The sequence below is a fragment of the Kribbella deserti genome (assembly GCF_042434725.1).
Taxonomy (GTDB): domain Bacteria; phylum Actinomycetota; class Actinomycetes; order Propionibacteriales; family Kribbellaceae; genus Kribbella; species Kribbella deserti.
On record NZ_JBHLTC010000032.1, the window covers coordinates 101,961 to 122,895 of the forward strand.

The 20,935-nt window shown below is 67.3% G+C and carries 17 protein-coding genes; 8 read left to right on the plus strand and 9 right to left on the minus strand.

Features of this window, described 5'->3' with window-relative positions:
* Positions 1 to 6: 6 nt before the first annotated feature.
* On the plus strand, positions 7 to 1,392 hold the full coding sequence (locus ACFFGN_RS25045; RefSeq protein WP_380051967.1) for an NAD(P)H-quinone dehydrogenase: 1,386 nt from the start codon (positions 7 to 9) through the stop codon (positions 1,390 to 1,392).
* Positions 1,393 to 1,456: 64 nt separating this feature from the next.
* On the opposite strand, the gene ACFFGN_RS25050 is transcribed toward ACFFGN_RS25045, so the two are convergent.
* Positions 1,457 to 2,296 carry a hypothetical protein gene (locus ACFFGN_RS25050; protein WP_380051970.1) on the minus strand — a complete coding sequence of 280 codons (840 nt, stop codon included), beginning with the start codon at positions 2,294 to 2,296 and terminating at the stop codon, positions 1,457 to 1,459.
* Positions 2,297 to 2,491: 195 nt separating this feature from the next.
* On the opposite strand from ACFFGN_RS25050, the gene ACFFGN_RS25055 reads away from it, so the two are divergent.
* From ACFFGN_RS25055 to ACFFGN_RS25065, 3 genes are all read left to right on the plus strand, one after another.
* On the plus strand, positions 2,492 to 4,111 hold the full coding sequence (locus ACFFGN_RS25055; protein ID WP_380051973.1) for an N-acetylmuramoyl-L-alanine amidase: 1,620 nt from the start codon (positions 2,492 to 2,494) through the stop codon (positions 4,109 to 4,111).
* Positions 4,108 to 5,286: a SpoIID/LytB domain-containing protein gene (locus tag ACFFGN_RS25060; protein ID WP_380051976.1), complete on the plus strand. Its 1,179-nt coding sequence runs from the start codon at positions 4,108 to 4,110 to the stop codon at positions 5,284 to 5,286. The genes ACFFGN_RS25055 and ACFFGN_RS25060 overlap by 4 nt, the downstream gene beginning before the upstream one ends.
* Positions 5,287 to 5,536: 250 nt before the next feature.
* Positions 5,537 to 6,601, plus strand: coding sequence for a glycoside hydrolase family 76 protein (locus ACFFGN_RS25065; protein WP_380051979.1), 1,065 nt, complete (start codon positions 5,537 to 5,539; stop codon positions 6,599 to 6,601).
* 51 nt (positions 6,602 to 6,652) lie between these two features.
* Here the strand turns inward: ACFFGN_RS25065 and ACFFGN_RS25070 are convergent, their stop codons facing one another.
* On the minus strand, positions 6,653 to 8,053 hold the full coding sequence (locus ACFFGN_RS25070) for an MFS transporter (RefSeq protein ID WP_380051982.1): 1,401 nt from the start codon (positions 8,051 to 8,053) through the stop codon (positions 6,653 to 6,655).
* On the opposite strand from ACFFGN_RS25070, the gene soxR reads away from it, so the two are divergent.
* Together soxR and ACFFGN_RS25080 are read left to right on the plus strand one after the other, a co-directional pair.
* Positions 8,052 to 8,582, plus strand: a complete 531-nt coding sequence (gene soxR, locus ACFFGN_RS25075) for a redox-sensitive transcriptional activator SoxR (RefSeq protein WP_380052173.1) — start codon at positions 8,052 to 8,054, stop codon at positions 8,580 to 8,582. The two genes, ACFFGN_RS25070 and soxR, sit on opposite strands and share 2 nt — an antisense overlap.
* Before the next feature lie 55 nt (positions 8,583 to 8,637).
* Positions 8,638 to 9,480, plus strand: coding sequence for a YwqG family protein (locus ACFFGN_RS25080; RefSeq protein ID WP_380051985.1), 843 nt, complete (start codon positions 8,638 to 8,640; stop codon positions 9,478 to 9,480).
* Between the two features lie 62 nt (positions 9,481 to 9,542).
* Here the strand turns inward: ACFFGN_RS25080 and ACFFGN_RS25085 are convergent, their stop codons facing one another.
* From ACFFGN_RS25085 to ACFFGN_RS25095, 3 genes are all read right to left on the minus strand, one after another.
* Complete coding sequence (locus tag ACFFGN_RS25085; RefSeq protein ID WP_380051988.1) at positions 9,543 to 10,430, minus strand: peptidylprolyl isomerase; 888 nt, start codon at positions 10,428 to 10,430, stop codon at positions 9,543 to 9,545.
* A gap of 345 nt (positions 10,431 to 10,775) precedes the next feature.
* A complete protein-coding gene (locus ACFFGN_RS25090) occupies positions 10,776 to 12,542 on the minus strand; it encodes an acetyl/propionyl/methylcrotonyl-CoA carboxylase subunit alpha (RefSeq protein ID WP_380051991.1) in 1,767 nt (588 codons plus the stop codon).
* Between the two features lie 127 nt (positions 12,543 to 12,669).
* Positions 12,670 to 13,146 carry a MarR family winged helix-turn-helix transcriptional regulator gene (locus ACFFGN_RS25095; protein ID WP_380051994.1) on the minus strand — a complete coding sequence of 159 codons (477 nt, stop codon included), beginning with the start codon at positions 13,144 to 13,146 and terminating at the stop codon, positions 12,670 to 12,672.
* 102 nt (positions 13,147 to 13,248) lie between these two features.
* On the opposite strand from ACFFGN_RS25095, the gene ACFFGN_RS25100 reads away from it, so the two are divergent.
* On the plus strand, positions 13,249 to 13,686 hold the full coding sequence (locus ACFFGN_RS25100) for a DUF6069 family protein (RefSeq protein WP_380051997.1): 438 nt from the start codon (positions 13,249 to 13,251) through the stop codon (positions 13,684 to 13,686).
* Between the two features lie 40 nt (positions 13,687 to 13,726).
* Entirely contained in the window at positions 13,727 to 14,650 is a 924-nt protein-coding gene (locus ACFFGN_RS25105) for an SMP-30/gluconolactonase/LRE family protein (RefSeq protein WP_380052000.1), read from the plus strand.
* A gap of 92 nt (positions 14,651 to 14,742) precedes the next feature.
* On the opposite strand, the gene ACFFGN_RS25110 is transcribed toward ACFFGN_RS25105, so the two are convergent.
* The 4 genes from ACFFGN_RS25110 to ACFFGN_RS25125 all read right to left on the minus strand — a co-directional run bounded on the left by ACFFGN_RS25110 (position 14,743) and on the right by ACFFGN_RS25125 (position 20,765).
* On the minus strand, positions 14,743 to 15,984 hold the full coding sequence (locus ACFFGN_RS25110; RefSeq protein ID WP_380052003.1) for a hypothetical protein: 1,242 nt from the start codon (positions 15,982 to 15,984) through the stop codon (positions 14,743 to 14,745).
* A gap of 502 nt (positions 15,985 to 16,486) precedes the next feature.
* Positions 16,487 to 17,920, minus strand: a complete 1,434-nt coding sequence (locus tag ACFFGN_RS25115) for an Nramp family divalent metal transporter (protein WP_380052006.1) — start codon at positions 17,918 to 17,920, stop codon at positions 16,487 to 16,489.
* Positions 17,921 to 18,007: 87 nt separating this feature from the next.
* The gene (locus ACFFGN_RS25120) at positions 18,008 to 18,457 is read right to left on the minus strand and encodes a YdeI/OmpD-associated family protein (protein WP_380052009.1); all 450 of its coding nucleotides are present in this window, start codon (positions 18,455 to 18,457) and stop codon (positions 18,008 to 18,010) included.
* A gap of 160 nt (positions 18,458 to 18,617) precedes the next feature.
* Positions 18,618 to 20,765 carry an MMPL family transporter gene (locus ACFFGN_RS25125; protein WP_380052012.1) on the minus strand — a complete coding sequence of 716 codons (2,148 nt, stop codon included), beginning with the start codon at positions 20,763 to 20,765 and terminating at the stop codon, positions 18,618 to 18,620.
* Positions 20,766 to 20,935: the final 170 nt, after the last annotated feature.

Sequence of the window (20,935 nt, forward strand, 5' to 3'; positions counted from 1 at the left end):
CCTCTCGTGGCGTCAGTTGTGATCATCGGAGGCGGTCCCGGCGGGTACGAAGCGGCGCATGCCGCGGTACAGCTGGGAGCAGAGGTAACGGTCGTGGACACCGACGGGATCGGTGGTTCGGCGGTCCTGACGGACTGTGTGCCGAGCAAGACCCTGATCGCGACCGCGGAGGTGATGACCCAGGTCGAGGAGGCAGGTGAACTAGGCGTCCGGGTGGACGACGGGGACGACGACCCGGCGAACTCCGTGCACGTCGATCTCTCGGTCATCAACGCCCGGGTCAAGCGGCTCGCTCAGGCCCAGTCGGACGGCATCAGCCGCCGCCTGGAGCGCGACGGCATCCGCGTGATCCAGGGCCGTGGCCGGCTCGACGGGCCCGACGCCGTGCTGGTCGACGGCACGGACGAGCGGCTCCAGGCGGACGTGATCCTCATCTCCACCGGGGCCCGGCCGCGGATCCTGGCTGGTTCGGAGCCCGACGGCGAGCGGATCCTGACCTGGGAACAGGTCTACGAGCTGCAGGAACTGCCCGAGCGGTTGATCGTGGTCGGCTCGGGTGTCACCGGTGCCGAGTTCGCCAGCGCGTACGACGCGCTCGGCAGCGACGTGGTGCTGGTCTCGAGCCGTGACCGGGTGCTGCCCGGGGAGGACGCGGACGCCGCCGAGGTGCTGCAGGACGTCTTCATGCGCCGCGGTATGACCGTGCTCGGCAAGTCCCGCGCCGAATCGGTCAAGCGGGTCGGCGACGGCGTCGTGGTGACGCTGACGGACGGCCGCACGGTCGAGGGTTCGCACGCGCTGCTCGCGGTCGGATCGCTGCCGAACACCGAGGACATGGGCCTGGTCGAGTCGGGCGTGTCGCTGGCCGACGGCGGCTTCGTGAAAACCGACAAGGTGTCCCGCACCACCGCGCGTGGCGTCTACGCGGCCGGCGACTGCACCGGCGTGCTGATGCTGGCCTCGGTCGCCGCGATGCAGGGGCGGATCGCGATGTCGCACGCGCTGGGCGACGCGGTCCAGCCGCTCGACCTGCAGACCGTGTCGTCGAACGTCTTCACCGCGCCCGAGATCGCGACCGTCGGGGTCACCCAGGCGGCGCTGGACGCGGGCGGCAGTACGGCGATGGTGGTGAAGGTGCCGCTGGCCGATAACGCGCGGGCGAAAATGCAAGGCGTTCGTGATGGTTTTGTGAAGCTCTTCTGCCTGCCGAACACCGGCATCGTGGTCGGTGGCGTGGTGGTCGCGCCGCGCGCCAGCGAGTTGATCCACCCGATCTCGATCGCGGTGGCGGCCCGGCTCACGGTGGACCAGGTGGCGCACGCGTTCACCGTCTACCCCTCGGTCTCAGGCTCCGTCGCCGAAGCCGCCCGCCGATTGCACCTGCGCAACTAGCCTTCGAACGAGAACCGGCCGGCATCCCGCTTGGGGATGCCGGCCGTTCTTGTTGCTGCGTGGGTTACTCGAAGCCGCCGAAGTCGAAGCCGCCGCCGTCTTCGCCGCCGAAGCCGTCCGACCAGCCGCCGCCGTCGCCGCCCGCGTCGCCGCCGAAGTCGTCACCGCCGCCCTCGAAACCGCCCGCGTCGACACTGTCGAAGCCGCCGCCGGCGAGATCGCCGTAGCCGCCGCCGGCGAACATGCCGCCGAGCATCGTGCCGATGAACATGCCGGTCATCACACCGCCGAGGGCGCCGAACATGCCCTGCGCGTACGGCGAGTAGGCCGGGCCGGCCTCCCAGTACGGCACCCGCTGCGGGCCGACCATGACCTTGCGGACGTCCGGGTCGGCACCGGCGCGAACGCGCTCGGCGTCGGCTGCACAGGCGGGGACCTCACGCGGCGCGCCACCGGGCGGGGCCCAGGTGACGTCCTCGGTGGAGGGGCCGTGCTGCGGGTTGAAGAAGCACGACGGGCGGCGCTGCGGCAGCGGCTCGCCGTTCACCCGGGCGCGGACGCAGGCCGAGGCGTAGCGGCCGTCCTCGAGAATCTCGATGACGTGCTTGATCTGGTCGGCCTCGGTTACAGCGTCGAGGGCCTGCTTGGACGACTCGTAGGCGTCGAGCGCCCGCTGGTAGTCCTGCCGTGCGCCGTCACCGAGGTCTTTGCCGACCATGTCGAGGTCGAGGTCCTGCAGTTCTTCGCCGAACTTGGTGATGTCCTCTTCGGCGGTCTTCTTCACCGAGGCGAGCTCGGCCGAGGTGATCTCGTTCTTCTTCTTCGCCTGGAGCTGGGTGCGCTGGTACGAGCGATACGCCATCACCGCGATGGCGATCACCGCGATGAGCAAAATCCACTTCATGACGGGCCTTCCTCGGTGGGTGTTAGCCCCGAGCCTACCCAGTCGGACCAGCCCATCTCCCCGTCCACCCCACTAGTCAGGACATGACTCATAGCGCATAATCAGTTACTGCTGTCACAACAAACCCATTCCTCACACCAGCAACAGCCGTAACGCCCCAGGTGGACCGCCCTCTGCCGCCGAAAGGCCGCCATGATGAGCAGGTTCAGCAGGTCCTCCCGGCTGGTCGCGATTCTCACCGCCGGTCTGGTTCTTCTTGTGCCGTATGGCCCGCCGGGCGCCACCATCGACGCCTGGGGCGTTCGCGAGCCCGTCAAGTCGTCGTACGTTGAGCTGGACATCCGCAACGCCCCTGGTACGGCGTACGCGACGGCCGGCGATCCTGCGACCGAGCCCTTCCGTTTGGTCGGCGTCACCTGGCCGTACCAGCCTGACGCGGCTCGGGTGGTCGCGAAGGTCAGCGTCTTCTCGGAGGGCCAGTGGAGCCCCTGGCATCGGCTGCACGTTGAGGAGGAGCACGGGCCCGACGCTGGTACGGATGCGCACAGCCGCTCCGGCACGGAACCGCTCTGGGTAGGCCTCTCGACCGGCGTACAGGTCTCACTGACGACTACGGACGGCCAGCCGGTTCGGGACGGCAAGGTGGTTTTGATCGACCCGGGCGCAAGTCCCGAGGATGAGCCCGCGCGGATGGCTACAGCGGGCGGCGAGGTGTACGACGCGTCCAGCGGGCCAGCCCCGTTCCCGATGCCGAAAATCGTTACTAGGCAAGGCTGGGGCGCGGACGAGTCGCTGCGATCTCACAACGGTGTGGCCTGCGCGACTCCTCGCTACACCAGCACGATCCGGGCGGCGTTCGTCCATCACACGGCCGACTCGAACCAGTACACGAAGGCGCAGTCGGCGGCGATGATCCGCAGCATGTACGCGTACCACGTGAAGGGCCGCGGCTGGTGCGACCTCGGCTACAACTTCCTGGTCGACAAGTACGGACAGGCCTTCGAGGGTAGGGCCGGCGGCATGCACCTACCGGTCCTCGGAGCCCACACTGGCAGGTTCAACGCGGACTCCTTTGGTGTCAGCCTGATCGGCAATTTCGAGCGGGCCCACCCGTCGTCGGCCATGCTCGACATGACCGCCCAGGTGATCGCCTGGAAGATGGACGCGTACTACCGCTCGCCGTACGGCAAGGCCCTCATCAACGGCGCGACGTTCGACTCGATCTCCGGCCATCGCGATACCAAGGCGACGGCCTGCCCGGGCAAGAACGTCTACGCGAAGCTGGATGACCTCCGCAAGCGAGTGAGCGCCCTGATGGGTCATGGCGCCGCGACCCCGATCTACCGGTATGCGAAGGCGGCTGGGGGTCTTGGCGAACCCTTCTGGGGCGAGCATCCAACCCGAGCCGGCCGGAGTACCTGGTTCCGGTATGGCGACGTGTACTGGTCTCGCGCTACCGGCACGCATTCGGTCCGCGGCGCCTTCCGCGAGCGCTACCGCCAGTTCGGCTACGCGTACGGCCCGCTGGGACTTCCAGCCAGTGAAGAGAAGGACGGCCGCCGCAGAGGCACCCGGGTGCAGGACTTCCAGCACAAGGGGACTCGGGCCGCCCTCTACTGGTCGCGATCGACCGGCGTACAAGCGATGTACGGCGTGATCATGCTGCATTACCTGCGGGTTGGCGGTGAGCGGTCGCGCCTGGGGCTGCCGACGACCAGTCCGTATCACGTCCGTGGCGGTCTGGCCCAGCGTTTCCAGGGCGGCCGGATCGAGTGGAACTCCCGTAACAACCGAGCGAAGGTCATATTCCGATGAGTGGTTCCGTCGCGTTGCTGTTGGCAACGACCTTGGTGATGCCCGCCGCGCCAGTGGCTACTCCGGCCGCCCCGGCCTCTTTGGCAGCAGGGGATTTGGTGATCCAGGGTCGCGGCTACGGTCACGGTCGCGGCATGTCGCAGTACGGCGCGCAAGGTGCGGCCCTCGCCGGTAAGTCCTCCACCGAGATCATGAACTTCTACTACCCGGGAACGACACGTGCCCAGGCAGGCGGGACGATCCGGATCCACTTGACGGCGGACACGACCGACGGCCTGCGGGTTGTTGCGGTCAACGGCCTGCGTGCTCGCGACTTGGGTGACGGAACGGTCTGGACCCTGCCCAGGTCGTCGAACATCACCTCCTGGTCGATCGATCCGTACGGCACCTCCCAGACCCGCCTGAGGTACTACTGGGCGCCTACCAGGCAATGGGTCGTCTGGAACGGTCGCAGCATCTTCAAGGGCATGGCGCAGTTCGAGGGACCAGCCGTGACGGCGTTGGTGCTGCCGAGTGGCCGTCAGGTCGGCTATCGCGGCGCGCTGCGAACGGCCGATCGCAACGGCAGCAGCCTCGACACGATCAACGTCGTACCGCTGGAGAGTTACCTGCGTGGCGTCGTACCGCGGGAGGCCATCACCTCGTGGCGACGGGAGGCCCTGCAGGCGCAGGCCGTTGCCGCCCGCACCTACTCGGCGTACCACCGGCGGCTGCGGGCCACGCGCGACTACGACCTGTGCGACACGGTCTCGTGCCAGGTCTACGGCGGGTACGGCGCCGAGGTGGCGTCGACCGACGCCGCGATCGCCGATACCGCCGGGGTGATCCGGGTGCGCAACGGCGTACCGGTGATCGCGGAGTTCTCGGCGTCGAGCGGCGGCCAGACCGCGCCAGGGGATCAGCCGTACCAGGTCGGCAAGGCCGATCCGTACGACGGTCACGCGGGCAATCCGCACAACCGCTGGCAGGTGACGGTGGAGCGTGCAACGGCCGAACGGGTGTTCGGTGTCGGCACCCTCAGGAGCATCGTTGTCAGCTCCCGCAACGGATACGGCGAATGGGGTGGCCGGGCCTTGCGCGTCCAGGTGACCGGTTCGGCCGGCACGCGGACCTTCACTGGTGAACAGGTCCGCTACAGGCTGCGGCTGCGGTCGAGCTGGTTCAACTTTGGGTGATCCTGTTCGGCTCTGATTAGCACCGCCGGCCTGTCCAGTTCCCGACAGATCGGCTTTTCAGCATCGCTTGGCCATTGACGTGTCCTGCTGTGCGGGCTAAAACGTGACATCGATGTCAATCCGCCGAGGGAGTCGTTCGATGCGCAGAGGGTTGAGATTCACCAGGACGCTGGCCGGAGGTCTAGTGGGTGTGGCGGTCTTGGCCGCACTCCAGGCGCCGGCTGTGTCGGCAAGTCAGAGCAGTGAGGCAGTGGCGGCCGCAAGCGCCACAAATCGCGCCGCAGCGTCGTACGAGGCGCTGAACACCTACTTCGACGCGGGCAAGGGTCTGCTGCTCGAGGAGTACCCGAACCACCAGAGCAATCCGTACTCCTACATCTGGCCATACTCCCAGGCGGTCATCGCGGCGGAGAACCTGGCCGGAACGCCCGGTAGAGGCCACAAGTGGGCCGCGGAGGCCGAGAGGCGCCTGGACGGCTACGAGCCGTACTGGAACACCACGACCACGCCGAAGGGGTACGACTCGTACCTGCGGCCGCCCCTCGGTCATGGTGGCGACAAGTTCTACGACGACAACGAGTGGATCGGCCTCAACCTGATCCAGCACTTCAAGCGCACGGGCGACCGGTCGTCGCTCGCGCGGGCGAAGGAGATCTTCGACCTGGTCGTTTACGGCTGGGACGACAACCCGGCGCATCCCTGCGCGGGTGGTGTGTTCTGGACTCAGGCGCCCTGGAGCCAGGACCGCAACACCGTGTCGAACGGCCCAGGCGCGGAGCTCGGTCTGCACCTGTACCTCCTGACGCGGCAGAAGAGCTACCTGACCTGGTCGAAGAAGATGTACGACTGGACGCAGAAGTGCATGCTGGCGCCGAACGGCCTGTACTGGGACCACATCGACCTGGCCGGCAACATTGAGAAGACCCAGTGGAGCTACAACCAGGGCGTCATGATCGGCGCGGCCACGCTGCTCTACAAGGCGACTGGTGAAAAGAAGTACCTCGACAACGCGAAGGCGGTCGCTGCGGCCTCGCTGGCCTTCTACGGCAGCGAGGACCGGCTTTGGAAGCAGCCGTCGCGGTTCAACTCGATCTACTTCAAGAACCTGTTCATCCTGGAGACGGTCGCGCCCAACCCGGCTTACCGCGCGATGATGAAGGCCTACTCCGACCGGGCGTGGACCGAGGCGCGTGATCCGAAGACGGGCCTGTTCCACTTCGACGACAAGCCGGTGCAACTGCTGGAGCAGGCGGGCATGGTCCAGATCGACGCCCTGCTCGGCTGGCCGCGCTGGAAGTACGGCCAGCTGGCCTGACGTTCGACGAACCGCGGGGGATCTGTAGGGATCCCCCGCGGTTGGCGCTGTTCAGTCGATCGTGGCGGGGCGAGGATCGGAGCGGCTGGCGAACAGTCCGCCGACCGCGGCGAAGGCGGCGAAGCCGAATAGCAGGTACTGCGCGGAGTGCAGCATCGATCCGCCGCCGAGGTTGACCAGCACGCCGCCGATCGCGGAACCGAACGACAGCGCCATCAACTCGACGGTGTTGATCCCGGCCGCGGCCTTGCTCGCCTCATCCTCGTCCGGCGTACTGCTCATGACGGCGACAACGATGTGCGGGAAGGCGATCCCGATACCGGCACCGGCCAGGACCAGGCCGAGCGCCCAGATCACCACGAGTCCCGCGCTCGCGTCCTCGCGTTGAAAGGCGGCAGTGATCGCCAGACCAGCGGCCAAGACAAGTGGCCCGCCGATGCGCATCCGGCGCAGTGTCGAGGGCTTGGTGACGTCGGAGCTGAACAACATCGTCACCGACCACCCGAGCGAAACCGCTGCCCCGAGGAATCCCGCGATCAGTGGGGACAGCCCGGCGAGGCGCTGCCCGAACAGCGGAGTGAAGGCTTCAGTGACCGTGCCCATGGCGAGTACGGCGACCGCGAGGTAGCTCCACTTCAAGGTGGATCGCGCGGTGTAGGTGCTGACGGGCAGAACCCGCGCGGGCGCACGTCGTTCCCACTGCACGAAGCCGATGACGACCACGATTCCGGCGAGAATCAGCCCTGCGATCTGCAGTGGCTCGGTGAGGATGCCGGCCAGGCTGATCAAGGCGGTGGCAACGGTGAGCAGGACCAGAGATGTCAGCGGGACCGCGTCGGCGGAGGTGGCGACTTCGGCGCGTGGCAATGCGCGTGGCGCGATCACGGCGATCAGCAGGCCGAGCGCGGCCAGCAGTACGAACGCCATGCGCCACCTGCCGAGTTGCGCGAACAAGCCCCCGATCGCTGGTCCGGCAAGTGTTCCCACGCCCCACATTGCCGAGACCAGTGCCGTTGCCTTGGCCCACAGCCGTTCCGGGTAGGCGCTGCGAATGACGGCGTAACCGAGTCCGGCGAGCAACCCGCCGCCGATGCCCTGGACGGCGCGGCCGGCCAGCAGCACCGCCATCGTCGGGCTGGCCGCGCTGATCAGTGTGCCCACGATGAACGGCGTGAGGCCGGTCAGATAGGCCACGAGCGGGCCACGACGAATCAGCAACCTGCTGACGAACATCGACGAGATCACCGAGGCGATCATGAAGACGGTGGTGCTCCACGCGTAAAGCCGTTCGCCGCCGATCTCCTCGATGGCTGTGGGTAACAGGCTGGTGGTGAGGAAGATGTTGATCGCGTGCAGGGCGACACCACCCGCGAGCACCAGCGAGGTGCTCAGCCGGGCGGGCCCCAGCAGTTCGGCCCAGGTGGCGGGCTTGGAGTCTTTGATTGTGGACATGTCCGCCACGCTAAAATCTCAGGTGAACCTGAGGTCAAGCCCATACCTCGGCCGAGTGCAATGTGGAGGTGCGGTGGAGCCCGATGACCTGCTGCCGATCGGTGAGGTCGCGCGGCGCACCGGCGTGACCATCGCGGCCTTGCACCATTACGAGCAGGTGGGCCTGATCGCTTCGCAGCGCACCGGCGGGAATCAGCGCCGCTATCCGCGCCACATGCTGCGCCGGATCTCGTTGATCGTCGTCGCGAAGCGGCTTGGTATCGGGCTCGCCGACGTGAGCGAGGTCTTCCAGTCGTTGCCGATGGACAGCATGCCGACCGTGCGCGACTGGCGCCGGCTGTCGAAGCAGTGGCATGCCCAACTGGAGGCGAGAAAGGCCGAGATCGACCGGTTGCAGCGAGAACTCACCGGCTGCATCGGCTGTGGTTGCCTGTCGATGAAGGCGTGTTACCTGCTGAATCCGGACGATGCCCTGGCCGAGGAAGGCACCGGCGCGGTGCGAATTGCCCAGGACCATCGCGCCGGGTGAAATTCGTCTGTGGATAACTCCGCCGGGCGCTGTTTTCGACGGCATCTTCCCTGGCATGGAAACCTCGATCACGCGTTACGTCAAAGCATTGAGCGCGGCCGGTCTCGGGCCGCAGGCGACGGGACTGCTCACCCTGGTTCGGGCCAGTGCGCGATTACTCGTCGAGCAGGTGACCGTTCACCGTCTGGGCGGGTCCCGGCTCGGCGGGCGGCCGGACCTGCCCGCCGCGACCGCCTGGCCTGACTGGAACGGCGTACCACTCGCCTTCGTGGCTCAAATCGACCTGGCCGAAACGCATGCCTGCGACCTGGGGAAGGTCTTGCCCGAGCGAGGCCTGCTTTCGTTCTTCTACGAGACCAACGCAGGCGTCTGGGGCTGTGACCCGAAGGATCGCGGCGGCTGGGCCGTGCTCTACACGCCGCCGGACGCCGTGCTTGTCCGGCGTGAGGCGCCGCCTGGGTTGCCTGTCGGCGGGCGCTTCGGCGCGTTGCGCCTGCGGCCGGTGCCGGAGCCGACCTTCGTGCCGTGCGAATCGGCCGAGATCGAAGCACTGGGGCTCAGCCCGGAGGACACGTCTACCTACAGCGGAGTGCTGGAGCGGCTGGCCGAACCGTCCTCGGCCATGAAGCATCGGCTGCTCGGGCATCCCGATGCGGTGCAGGGCGATATGCAGCTGATGTGCCAGCTCGCCAGCAGTGGGTTCGACGGCTATACCGAGCTCGATGAAGTGCCGCTGACCGAGGGAGCGCGGGATTGGCGGCTCCTGCTCCAGATCGACTCCCAGCCAGAGATCGGGATGAGCTGGGGTGATGCCGGCCGGTTGTACTTCTGGATGCCGAAAGCCCAACTGGCCGACCAGGAGTGGTCGGCCAGTTGGGTGGCACTGCAATGTTGCTGAGGCGCACGGCCCCAGGCCTGCTTGGTTGGGGCTCGCGCGTTTCGTGCTCGCCTGGTGCGCGGTCAGCTCGCGGCGGTCGCCGAGGTGATCTTCACCGGGGTGATCGGCTTGCCGTCGCCGGGGCCGTTGACCGGGGTCACGCCCTTGAGGGCCACCGCGTCGATCTTCTTCAGGCTGGCGGCGTCCACCGTGCCGAAGGCGGTGTAGTCGGGCGTCAGGCCCGAGCCATCGCCGTACACGATGAAGAACTGGCTACCCGTGCTGGCGGCGGCCTGGGTCTTCGCCATCGCGAGCGTGCCCCGGCCGTACTTCAGCTCCTTCCAGGCTTCTTCCTGGAAGGCGTAGCCGGGCCCACCGCTGCCCTGGCCCGTCGGGTCGCCGCACTGCAGCACCTGCAGGCCCTTGCCGACCGTCATCCGGTGGCACTCGGTGTTGTCGTAGTACTTCTGCCCGACCAGGCTGAGGAAGCTCTTCGCCGCGCACGGACCCGCGGCCTTGTCGATCGTGAACTTGAGGTCGCCGATCGTGGTCGCCAGCGTCACCGGAGTGGTACCGGTGGCCGGGGTCTTGCCGTTCGCCGGGGCGTCGACCGGCTTGCTGGCCGGTTCCGCGCCCTTGTTGTACGTGCAGTCGACCTCGGCCGGCAGCGGCGTGACCCGCTTCGGTGCTGGGAAGAGTGCGGCGGGAATGGAGGTGGCCCGGTTCTCGGCACTGGCCGGTCCGGTGCTGACCGGAGCCGACGGACTGGTGGACGGGTTCGCGGCAGGCGCGTCGTCGTCACCGCCGAGGCCGATCACCAGGAAGACTCCGCCCACGACCGCGAGCACGGCCACGATGGCGGTGATCGTGACGGCCAGCCGGCGGCGCTGGGCCGCGCGTTCGGCCTCGCGGGCCGCTCGCCGGGCGGCCCGGCGCTGTTCGACCTGCTTCTGATGGGTCTTGTTGACCATTCCGAGCTCTCCTCACCTCACCCGCCGGGTCCTCCGGGCAGGCGCGATCCATGGGTGGGGGACAAGGTACCGTGCCGTCCGGCCGCTGCCCACCGTGCCTTCCCGGCGACCGAGTGTGCCCGGCCAAGCTGGGATCTTCCTGAAGACTTCACAACGATCCGATTTCGCCCGCCGGATCAACCCGCCTGGTCGCCCAGTCGCGCCCACAAGTGGTGGTCGTGGCTGAGGGCTGGGTGCTCACGCACGAGTGGTCGCGTCTGGTCGCCGTGGTGGCAGGCCGGACGGGACCACCCGTGGGGAGAGTCGGTCCACTCGTGGGATCAGTCAGTCCACTCGGGGCGTGGGTCAGTCCTTGAGTTCACAGATGACGGCGCCGGCGGACACGGTGGCGCCGACCTCGGCGGTCAGCCCGGTGACGGTGCCGGCCTTGTGCGCGTTCAACGGCTGCTCCATCTTCATCGCCTCGAGTACGACGATCAGGTCGCCCGCCGCGACGGTCGAGCCTTCCTCGATGGCGATCTTCACGATGGTGCCCTGCATCGGCGACGTGAGCGAATCACCCGATGCGGCAGCGCCCTTACCGCCACCGGCGGCGCGACGCGCGGGCTTCTTCTTCGCCCCAGCGCCGGATCCAGCCGCCGCGGCGCCAAGCCCAGCCGGCAGAACGACCTCCAGCCGCTTGCCACCCACTTCGACGGTGACCTTCTCGCGCTCTCCGGCCTCAGCCGCCTCGGCCCCACCGTCGTACGGCGCGAGCTGGTTGTCGAACTCGGTCTCGATCCACCGGGTGTGCACGGTGAAGCCGTTGGCCTCGTCCCCGACAAAGGCCGGGTCGCTCACCACGGTCGCGTGGAACGGGATGACCGTCGGCATGCCCTCGACGACGAATTCCTTCAGCGCGCGGCGCGACCGCTCCAGCGCCTGGGTCCGGTCCCGCCCGGTGACGATCAGCTTCGCCACCAGCGAGTCGAACGAACCCGGCACGGTCTCACCCTGGTCGTACCCGCCATCCAGCCGGACGCCCGGACCCGACGGCGCGTGCCAACGGGTCAGCGTGCCCGGCGCGGGCAGGAAACCGCGGCCCGGGTCTTCCGCGTTGATCCGGAACTCGATGGAGTGGCCGCTGACCTGCGGGTCGTCGTACCCGAGTTCCTCGCCATCCGCGATCCGGAACATCTCGCGGACCAGGTCGAGGCCGGTGACCTCTTCGCTGACCGGGTGCTCGACCTGCAGACGGGTGTTCACCTCGAGGAACGAGATCAGGTTGTCCTGCCCGATCAGGAACTCGCAGGTCCCGGCGCCGACGTAACCGGCCTCCTTGAGGATGGCCTTCGACGACTTATAGAGCGTCTCGATCTGGCTCTCGGTCAGGAACGGCGCGGGCGCCTCCTCGACCAGCTTCTGGTACCGGCGCTGCAACGAGCAGTCGCGGGTGGAGACCACCACGACGTTGCCGTGCGAGTCGGCCAGGCACTGGGTTTCGACGTGCCGCGGCTTGTCCAGGTACCGCTCGACGAAGCACTCGCCACGGCCGAAGGCGCTGATCGCCTCGCGGGTGGCGGACTCGAACAGCTCCGGCACCTCTTCCATCGTGCGCGCGACCTTCATCCCGCGACCACCACCGCCGTAGGCCGCCTTGATCGCGATCGGCAGGCCGTACTGCTCGGCGAACGCGACCACCTCGGACGCGTCCGCGACCGGGTTCGGCGTACCGGGGACCTGGGGAGCACCGACCTTCTCCGCGATGTGGCGCGCCTTGACCTTGTCGCCGAGGGAGTCGATCGCCGCGGGCGGCGGGCCGATCCAGATCAGCCCGGCGTTGATCACGGCCTGCGCGAAGTCCGCGTTCTCGGCCAGGAACCCGTAGCCGGGGTGAACCGCGTCCGCGCCGGACCGCGCCGCCACATCGAGGATCTTCCCGATGTTCAGGTACGAGTCGGCCGGCGTCGCGCCATCCAGCGAGTACGCCTCGTCGGCGAGCCGCACGAACAACGCGTCCCGGTCCTGCTCGGCGTATACCGCGACACTGCTCAGCCCCGCGTCAGCGGCAGCCCGGATGATGCGGACAGCGATCTCGCCGCGATTGGCGACCAGAACCTTGGTGATAGACACATCTGCTCCCTTCAGCAGTCCCTGAGTCTAGGTCCACACTGTGAAACCGCCAGATGGCAGACATCACAGCCGAATCCCAGCTCGATGCAGCCAAGGAGTACGTCAGGCCCGTCCAGCCGTCAGATCCTCAGCGGGACTCGGTGGTTCGTTGGGCGCAGATGTCGGCTTCGAAGGACTTGGCGGCGGTCCAGGCTTTGCCGAGGAGCTTTTGCAGGGTTTCCCGTTCGGCGGCGGTCAGCGCTTGCAGCGGTGGGGAGTCGGTGCCGCGGATGTCGTCCACCTGGGCCAGCATTTGGCGGCCGGCCGGAGTGACGACCAGGGTTTTGATCCGGCGATCGTGTTCGTCCACGTGCCGCTCGATCAGGCCTGCGGTTTCCAGCCGGTCGACGAAGGACGTCACGTTGGACGGGTCGCAGCCCAGCATCGAGGCGAGCGCTCTGGTCGGGACCGGCTGGTCGGGGTCGAGTTGCAGGAGCGCCCGAGCCGAGGCGGGAGTGAGGCCGAGCTCACTGGCGAATCGGACGTTGTGATGGCGATCAAGCCAGTTCGAGACGTCCAGCACCTGCTGCGCCAACTGCGCGACCTGATTCCGATTCTCTGCCACGCCAGCAGCCTAGCTGAAGCACCTCAATAGTTGACTTCCTCCAGCTTCTGGAAAATGATGGAGCTTCTCCACCATCTAGGAACTCCAGAAAGTGAGCCCCTCATGTCTTCAGCTGCCGCCACCGTCGGTACGCCCGGCCGCGCCGCTCCGGCCCGCCGCCTAGCCCGTGCCACCGCTGTCGTGATCTCAGCCGTCGCCGCGCTGGTCGTGTGGGTCATCGCCGATCCGTTGCTGGGCGTCAACCTCACGGTGGTTCGCGAGGGCGTGACCACCACGATCGGCGCGGGCATGGTCTTGCTCATGGCGACGGTCTCCGCCTTGCTCGGCTGGGCATTGCTCGCGCTGCTCGAACGGTTCATCGCCCGGCCCCGCGCCTGGCGGATCTGGCTCGGCGTGGCGATCGCCGTACTCGCGCTGTCGTTGGTGATGCCGTTCAACTCCGGCGAGATCGATGGCTCCGCCCAGGTGGCTCTGCTGGTGATGCACCTCGCGGTTGGTGTCCCGCTGATGGCGCTGCTGGGCCGGACCGCGGGCGATTAGGGTTCAGGTGATGCTGTCGTTCACCTGTTGAGGAGCGTTCATGGCGATTCCCGGGCCGCAGGCCGGCACTGTTCCTGCCGTCTTCGAGAAGTTGGAGGCGCGGTTCGAGGGGATTCGGGGCGACAACCACCTCGAGCGGCTCTGGAATGGCGGGCGCTGGCTCGAAGGCCCGGTGTACTCGCAGGCCGGCCGGTATCTGCTGTTCAGCGACATCCCGAGTGACCGGATCCTGCGCTGGGACGAGACGACGTACGACGTGTCGGTCTTCCGCCAGCCCGCGGGTAATACGAACGGTCACACCCTCGACGAGCAGGGCCGTCTGATCAGCTGCGAGCACGGGAACCGCCGCGTCACCCGGACGAACCACAACGGCTCGATCCAGGTCCTCGCCGACAGCTGGGAGGGCAAGCGCCTGAACAGCCCGAACGACGTGGTGGTTCATCCGGATGGGTCGATCTGGTTCACCGATCCGGCGTACGGGATCGACTCGGACTACGAGGGGTTCAAGGGCGAGATCGAGACGGACGGCTGCCACGTCTACCGGCTCGACCCGGCGTCGGGGGACGTCACTCGGGTCGCGGACGACTTCGACCGGCCGAACGGGTTGGCGTTCTCACTGGATGGCACGCAGCTGTACATCACGGACACCGCCCGCGCGCATATCCGCCGGTTCGACGTGAAGGACGGCGGGCTTACCAGTGGGGAGTTGTTCGCCGAATGCGGCAACGGCGCGTTCGACGGCATCCGTCTGGATAGCCAGGGCCGGGTCTGGGGCGCGGCCGCCGACGGCGTACACGTGTACCACCCCGACGGCACCCTGCTCGGCAAGCTCCTTGTGCCCGAAACCGTCTCCAACCTCACCTTTGGCGGCGCCAAACGCAACCGCCTCTTCCTCACCGCCACCACTTCCGTCTACTCGCTCCACCTAACCGCCACCGGCGCTCCCCAGCCGTACGACAACTAGGTGGGTGCCGCCCGCTCGGCCTGGTGACGGCTGGTCGCGCCGCGCCGCAACGGCCAGAGGGCCGGTGCGGCGCGGCGCGCACGGCGTCGCTATTAGGCGAGGGAGTAGTAGTAGAGGGCGGAGGAGTTGTACGGGGTGTAGTTGTAGTTGTGCTGCATCAGGCCGAGCTGGCCCCACTTGGACTTGAAGACGATCGCGTTCACCGTGATGGCGGAGTGGTCGTCATTGCGGTACGAGACCCGCCGGTTGGCTGCGCCGACGTTGGAGTCGGGGCGGTAGCTGCCATCGTTCCAGTACTTGTCGTCACCGGGGGAGTTGATCCACTTGGTGTTCGTGCTGGCGGTGTTGTGCCAGGCGTACGAGTGGCAGTTGTACTTGCGGGTTGAGCTACGCAGCCGGGTGGCGTTCGGGTAGTTGTTGGCGACCCAGTTGTTGTTCGAGGTGATCTGCGCCGACGACAGTTCGGTCGTCATGTTGATCGCGGCGACCGCGGTGCCGCGCGGCGTGTAGACCGTGGTGTTGTTGTCCGTCGGGCCGAAGACCGTGTCCGAGGCGCCGGCGATTCGCTGCAAGGGTTGAGCGGAACGAGCTTCGCCGGTGGCCAGGAATGACCGAGTGGCCGGGTCGGCCTGGAGCGTCCGCGAGGCCGTCGATTCCTTGCTGGCAAGGGCCCTGCCGATGACGAGGCTGGTGCTTGCCTGGCCGACGAGGCCGTAGACGTCAGCGCGGGCCGCCTTCGCCTGGAGCTTCTCGCGGCTTTCGGCGACCAGTTGCGTGACCTGGTTGGCGTTCAGCGTGCGTCGTACGGCGTCCTGAGCCAGCAGTGTTTCGATCCGGCGGAACGACGCGTCGACCTGGCCTTGCTGCAGCAGAGTGGCCTTCGGCGCAATGGCCGGGCTCATCGACTCGTAGCGCTTGAGTAGTTCGGCGCCGGCGTCCGGGCGGGAGGCCAGGGCTGCGAAGCCGCTGAACCGGGACGACATCTTATCGAAGCCCTGCTGGGGATTGTTGAACGCCAGCATGTCGTCGTACAGCGGGTAGCGCAGCACGGTGTCGACCAGGGCGGCAGTCGACATCCCGGCCAGGGCGGCGGCCGGTACCTGCGTCACGCGCAGCATCTCGTCGTGGGTGGTCAGGCGCTTCCAGGCGGCGGTGCCTGGGAGCACTGGATAGCTGTAGGCGGCCGTCGAGGCCTCAATTACTGGTGTGGCCGTGGCCGGCTGGGCCAGTCCGACGGAACCCGTAACGACCGTCAGCGCCACCGCGCTCAGCACGAACCGTCGAGTGATCCTCCCCGCGCCGTTCTGACCAGTGGAGATGTCTTGATTTGTCACCGCTGTCCCCTCACTTATCGGCGTTTACCGGCGCGGACGCTACCTGCCGTTATCACTCATGTACAGAGCGAGAGGGGTGGGAGGTAAGTTTCCAACTTGCGCAAGACCTCAGCGCCAATTCGTGGACAGCAATCCGTGAGTGGTCGCGTTATGACGCGCCCACTCGCGGGAGCAGGGCAGGCTCCACCGTATTTCGCGTCCGACCGTCGCGGGGTTTTCCACAGCCCGGCCCGGCCCGGCCGGGCCGGACCGGGCCGGACCGGGCCGGACCGGACCGGGGCGGGGCGCCGGGGCGCCAAGGCGGCTGCTGGAGCAGCGGGTTCCTGTAGGCGGACCGGCGCCAAAGCGCAGCGGGTTCCCACGGCCGGAGCCGCGGGAACCCGCTGGGAGTCGGACGGGCCCGCGAGGAGCCCTCTGGAGGCCGGACGGCTCGGGCCGCCCGGAGGTCGGACGGCGAGGAGCCCTTTGGAGGTCGGACGGCTGGGGCCGCGGGGCGGTCTGGTTAGAGCTTCTTGAGTTGGTCGATGATGGTGAAGACGGCGAGGAAGCCGAAGGCCAGGAAGGCGAACAGCATGACCGCCGTGCGGAAGGTGTTGATGCGGATGGCCTTGGGCAGCGCGTGGGAGTTCATCCACCACAGCAGGCCGGAGTAGACGAACATCATCGTGCCGGCGGTGCAGGCGGAGATGACGAGCAGGACCAGCGGCTGGTCGAGACCGGCGAGCAGCACGATGATGCCGAACGCGACCAGGCCCCAGACGAGCACGAAGTACAGCTTGGACTCGGTGATGGTCGACGTACGCAGGTAGCGGGCCTTGACCATGTCGGCCGTCAGCCGCGAGGTGTAGTCGACGATGCCGGTGGCCGCGGCGAACAACGAGAACGCGCCGATCGCCCAGAAGAGGTAACCGAACCAGCCGCCCACCAGGGTCTGCAGGGTGGTGCCCTCGATCTTGAGGAAGCTGATCTTGTTCTCCACGGCGGGATTCCCGAACAGGGTCGCGTGGGACAGCATCGAGGTGAAGACGATCGTCACGATGGTGATGACCACGAAGGTGGCCGCCTGCTCGACGTTCGCGAACTTCCACCACTGGCGCCAGCGACGCAGGTTGGCCTCGTCATTGCCGAAGACGTAGCCGTTCGCGGTCGGATCGGCCTCGGGCTCACCGGTGACCGGCGAGACCAGTCGCGGCACGTGCACGCCCATGCCGAAGCCCTTGTCGCGGATCCAGTTGCTCTGGCAGAGGTTCTGCCCGCCACCGGCTCCGGCATACGCGATGGCGCCCATCATCAGGGCGAAGCCGAGTTCGTCCACCGGGAACTGCGGGTTGACGGCGGCGTCGCCGAGCGCGCTGTAGGTCTTGCCGCGAATGGCGAAGACCAGCGCGAGAATGACCAGCAGTGCCACGGCCGCGATCTTCACGAAGATCAACCGCTCGAGCATGACGTAAACAACGGGGGCCAGGGTGAGGATCGCGCCGATCACCACCAGGATGCCGATCGCGATCCAGCGCGGATTACCGCCGCCGAACAGGTACGTCAGCATCGACGCGGAGCTGGTCGCCCAACCGGGCCAGAGGTTCGCGAAGTAGGTCATGATCGCGAAGAACAAGCCCCAGTGTTTCCAGTACCGGTTGAAGCCGGTCAGGGCGGTCTCACCGGTGGCGAGCGTGTACCGCTCGATCTCCATGTTGAGGAACCACTGGATCGCGACGCCGACGACCGCGCCCCAGAGAAAGACGAGTCCGACCTGCGAGGCGATGTACGGCCAGAGGATGAACTCGCCCGAGGCCAGACCGACGCCGGCGCCGACCATGCCGGGGCCGACCACCCGCCAGGCCTTCGAAGGTGGATCTGGCAGGTCGCGGATCTGTGGAGCCGGCAGGTTCTTGGTCGGCAGGTTGAAGTCCGTTGAGTTCCGCGTCGCGTCTACCATCGCTCCTCGTTTCCTCGACCCCCTCGTCGCGAGGCTAACCAAGTAAGGGCTTACCGGCGAGCCGACACGGAGACTTGCGTCACAGCACTACCCAGGGTCAGCAGATGTCACCATCCGTACGGCGTTCGCGATGCGCCGGGCCCGGGTCTCGGGTCGTTTGGCCTCCTCGATCGCGTTGACGTGTTCTCGGCGATGGCCGAAGCTCAACCGGTCGAACGCCTCGCGCGCGTCGGCGTCCGCGAGCGCTGTCGCCAGGTCGTCCGGTACCGCGATGGTTCGCTCCGAGGCGTCGCGTTCGACCGTGACTGTGACTTGGTCACCTGGGCCTTTACCTAGTTCGGTGCGGAGTTGCTTCAGCAGGCCGAGGCATTTCCCGCCGCCCATGCTGACGATGGACCCGCTGTACGGCAGGCCGTCGAACGTTGCCCGCACGGGGATCCGCCCGCCGCCGCCGAGCGCGTCGATCACCGCGGGCGGCACCGCCACGAAGGCGCCACCACCCGCGCCCGCCTCGATCGTGCCCTCGAAACTCTCCATGCCAGTGAGAATATCCGGATTCTCCGGCGGCGGAGAGAGGTGAGAAATCCCTGTGGACAAAGAGAAAGCCAGGGTTGGACGCCCACTTGGTCAGAAGAGTCCGATGAACGGCGACACGCCGGGGCATAAGGGTCCGATGACACGCCGGGGGGAGTGGGGGTTATGGGCGGCGGGAGAGGGGGCTGGGCCACCAGGTGCGGGGGCCGATGTCGTGGGCGAGGGCTGGGACCAGGAGGGAGCGGACCACCATGGTGTCGAGCAGTACGCCGAAGGCCACCATGAACGCGATCTGGACCAGGAACAGGATCGGCAGTACCGCCAGCGCGGAGAACGTTGCCGCCAGTACCACCCCGGCCGAGGTGATCACGCCACCCGTCACCGCGAGCCCGATCAAAATCCCCGGCCTCGTGCCATGCGACAGCGATTCCTCCCGCACCCGGGTCATCAAGAAGATCGAGTAGTCGATGCCCAGGGCAACCAGGAACACGAACGCGTACAACGGAATCGACGGATCCGCCCCCGGGAAGTCGAACACGTGGTTGAAGACCAGCGCCGAAACACCCACGGTGGCTCCGAACGACAGTACGTTCGCGACCACCAGGAGCACCGCGGCGGCGATCGACCGGAGCAGCAGCATCAGTACCACGAAGATGACCGCGAGGATGGCCGGAATGATCACCCGCAGATCCCGTTCGCTGGCCTTCAGTACGTCGAGGTTGATCGCCGTACTGCCGCCGACCAGCACGTCCGGCGAGATCCGGTCCAGTTCTTGCCGGAGATGCTCGACAACCTTCGTCGCGGCAGGGGAGTCCGAGGCGGGTTCGAGCGTCGCCTGGACGAGAACCTTGCCATCGACGACCTTCGGCGGCGCGCCCGGTACGCCCGGTGCGCCCGACGTGGACGGCGCGGCGGAGGCGATGCCCTCGACGCCGGTGGCCACCTTGACCACCTCGGCGGCACGATCGGCCGGGGCGATGATCTGTACGGGCGTACCGGAGCCGGCCGGGAAGTGCGCCGCGAGTACGGCCTGACCGGTGACGGACTCGACCTCATTCAAGAACAAGTCGTCCTGCCGAATGCCCTCCGCCTTGAACGTCGGCAGGAAAGCGGCGCAGGCGAGCAGCGCCAGGGCAGAAACCACCCAGACCTTGCGAGGGCTGCGACCCACCAGACCGGAGACGCGGCCCCAGAGACGCTTGCTGTCGACAACATCCCGGGCATGCACGTGGTCCACCCGCGGAATGACCGGCCAGAAGATCCTCCGGCCGAAGGCGAGTAGCACGGCCGGGAGGAAGGTCATCGACGCCACGAGAGCACCGGCGATGCCTAGCGCGCCGACCGGCCCGAGGCCCTTCGTACTGCCCAGCTGCGACAGCAACAGGCAGAGCAGACCCATGATCACCGTGGCGGCGCTCGCGGCGATCGGTTCGATCGAGGCCCGCCAGGCGATCCGCATCGCCTGGTACTTGTCCTCGTAGTCGTGCAGCTCTTCCTTGTACCGCGACACCAGCAACAACGCGTAGTCCGTCGCGGCACCGACGACCAGGATGAACAAGATGCCCTGGCTTTGACCGTTCAACTCGATCAGGTCGTTGTGCGCCAGCGGGTAGACCACCAGCGCGGCCAAGGCGAGACCGAAGACGGCCGTGAGCAGTACGGCGATCGGCAGGATCGGGCTTCGGTAAACGATCAGCAAGATGATGAACACCACCGCGAGCGCGACGCCGAGCAAGATGCCGTCGATACCACCGAAGGCCACGACGAAGTCCGCGAAGACACCGCCGGGCCCGGTCACGTAGACCTTCAGCCCAGTCGGCAGCAACTCCTGCTTGATCGACGTACGCATGGTGTCGGCCACCGCGAACAGCACGGTCTCGCCCTCGGTCACCACATCGGCGGCCCGATCGCCGTTCAGCTCGACCACGAGCATCAGCGCCTTGCCGTCCTGGCTCGGGATCACCGTTTTGGCCGGGGCGGCGAGGTAGTCGCCGATCGGCGTGCCGTTCGACAGCTTGAGCGTCGGGACGGAGGCGAGGAAGGCGGCCGCCTTGGCCTGGTCGGGCTTGGTGATGCCCTCAGGTCGCTCGATCACGACGAAGTACGGCAAGGCGGCGGAGTCGACGAACTTGGCCGATTCGGTGTTCACCTTGGTGGACTCGGCCTGTTTCGGCAGGAAGTTGGCGTTGTCGTTCTCCTGGACCTCGCTCAGCCGCCCCACGGTGGGACCGCCGATACCGGCCAAGAGCAACCAGGCGACCAGTACGGCGGCCAGCCCGGCCCGAACTCCCCAACGCGACTTCCGCTCCACGTCGTCCCCTCCTAGGCAGTCAGTCCACCGCACATTAGCGGGTTCCTCTCATGGCCTGACGACAGGTGTGCGGGAGCCGTTTCGCCGACGTAACAACGAGATGACTGCTCGGAAACACCCCGGTCATAGCTTCCTGAGCTAATCAAGGACGACGCCCGCCCGGCGTGGAG

Coding starts and splice junctions, on each gene's coding strand:
- ACFFGN_RS25055 (WP_380051973.1), top strand. CDS start 2,492: ATGAGCAGGTTCAGCAGGTCCTCCCGGCTGGTCGCGATTCTCACCGCC.
- soxR (WP_380052173.1), top strand. CDS start 8,052: ATGTCCGCCACGCTAAAATCTCAGGTGAACCTGAGGTCAAGCCCATAC.
- ACFFGN_RS25105 (WP_380052000.1), top strand. CDS start 13,727: ATGGCGATTCCCGGGCCGCAGGCCGGCACTGTTCCTGCCGTCTTCGAG.
- ACFFGN_RS25085 (WP_380051988.1), bottom strand. CDS start 10,430: ATGGTCAACAAGACCCATCAGAAGCAGGTCGAACAGCGCCGGGCCGCC.
- ACFFGN_RS25050 (WP_380051970.1), bottom strand. CDS start 2,296: ATGAAGTGGATTTTGCTCATCGCGGTGATCGCCATCGCGGTGATGGCG.
- ACFFGN_RS25100 (WP_380051997.1), top strand. CDS start 13,249: ATGTCTTCAGCTGCCGCCACCGTCGGTACGCCCGGCCGCGCCGCTCCG.
- ACFFGN_RS25080 (WP_380051985.1), top strand. CDS start 8,638: ATGGAAACCTCGATCACGCGTTACGTCAAAGCATTGAGCGCGGCCGGT.
- ACFFGN_RS25120 (WP_380052009.1), bottom strand. CDS start 18,457: ATGGAGAGTTTCGAGGGCACGATCGAGGCGGGCGCGGGTGGTGGCGCC.
- ACFFGN_RS25070 (WP_380051982.1), bottom strand. CDS start 8,053: ATGTCCACAATCAAAGACTCCAAGCCCGCCACCTGGGCCGAACTGCTG.
- ACFFGN_RS25115 (WP_380052006.1), bottom strand. CDS start 17,920: ATGGTAGACGCGACGCGGAACTCAACGGACTTCAACCTGCCGACCAAG.
- ACFFGN_RS25060 (WP_380051976.1), top strand. CDS start 4,108: ATGAGTGGTTCCGTCGCGTTGCTGTTGGCAACGACCTTGGTGATGCCC.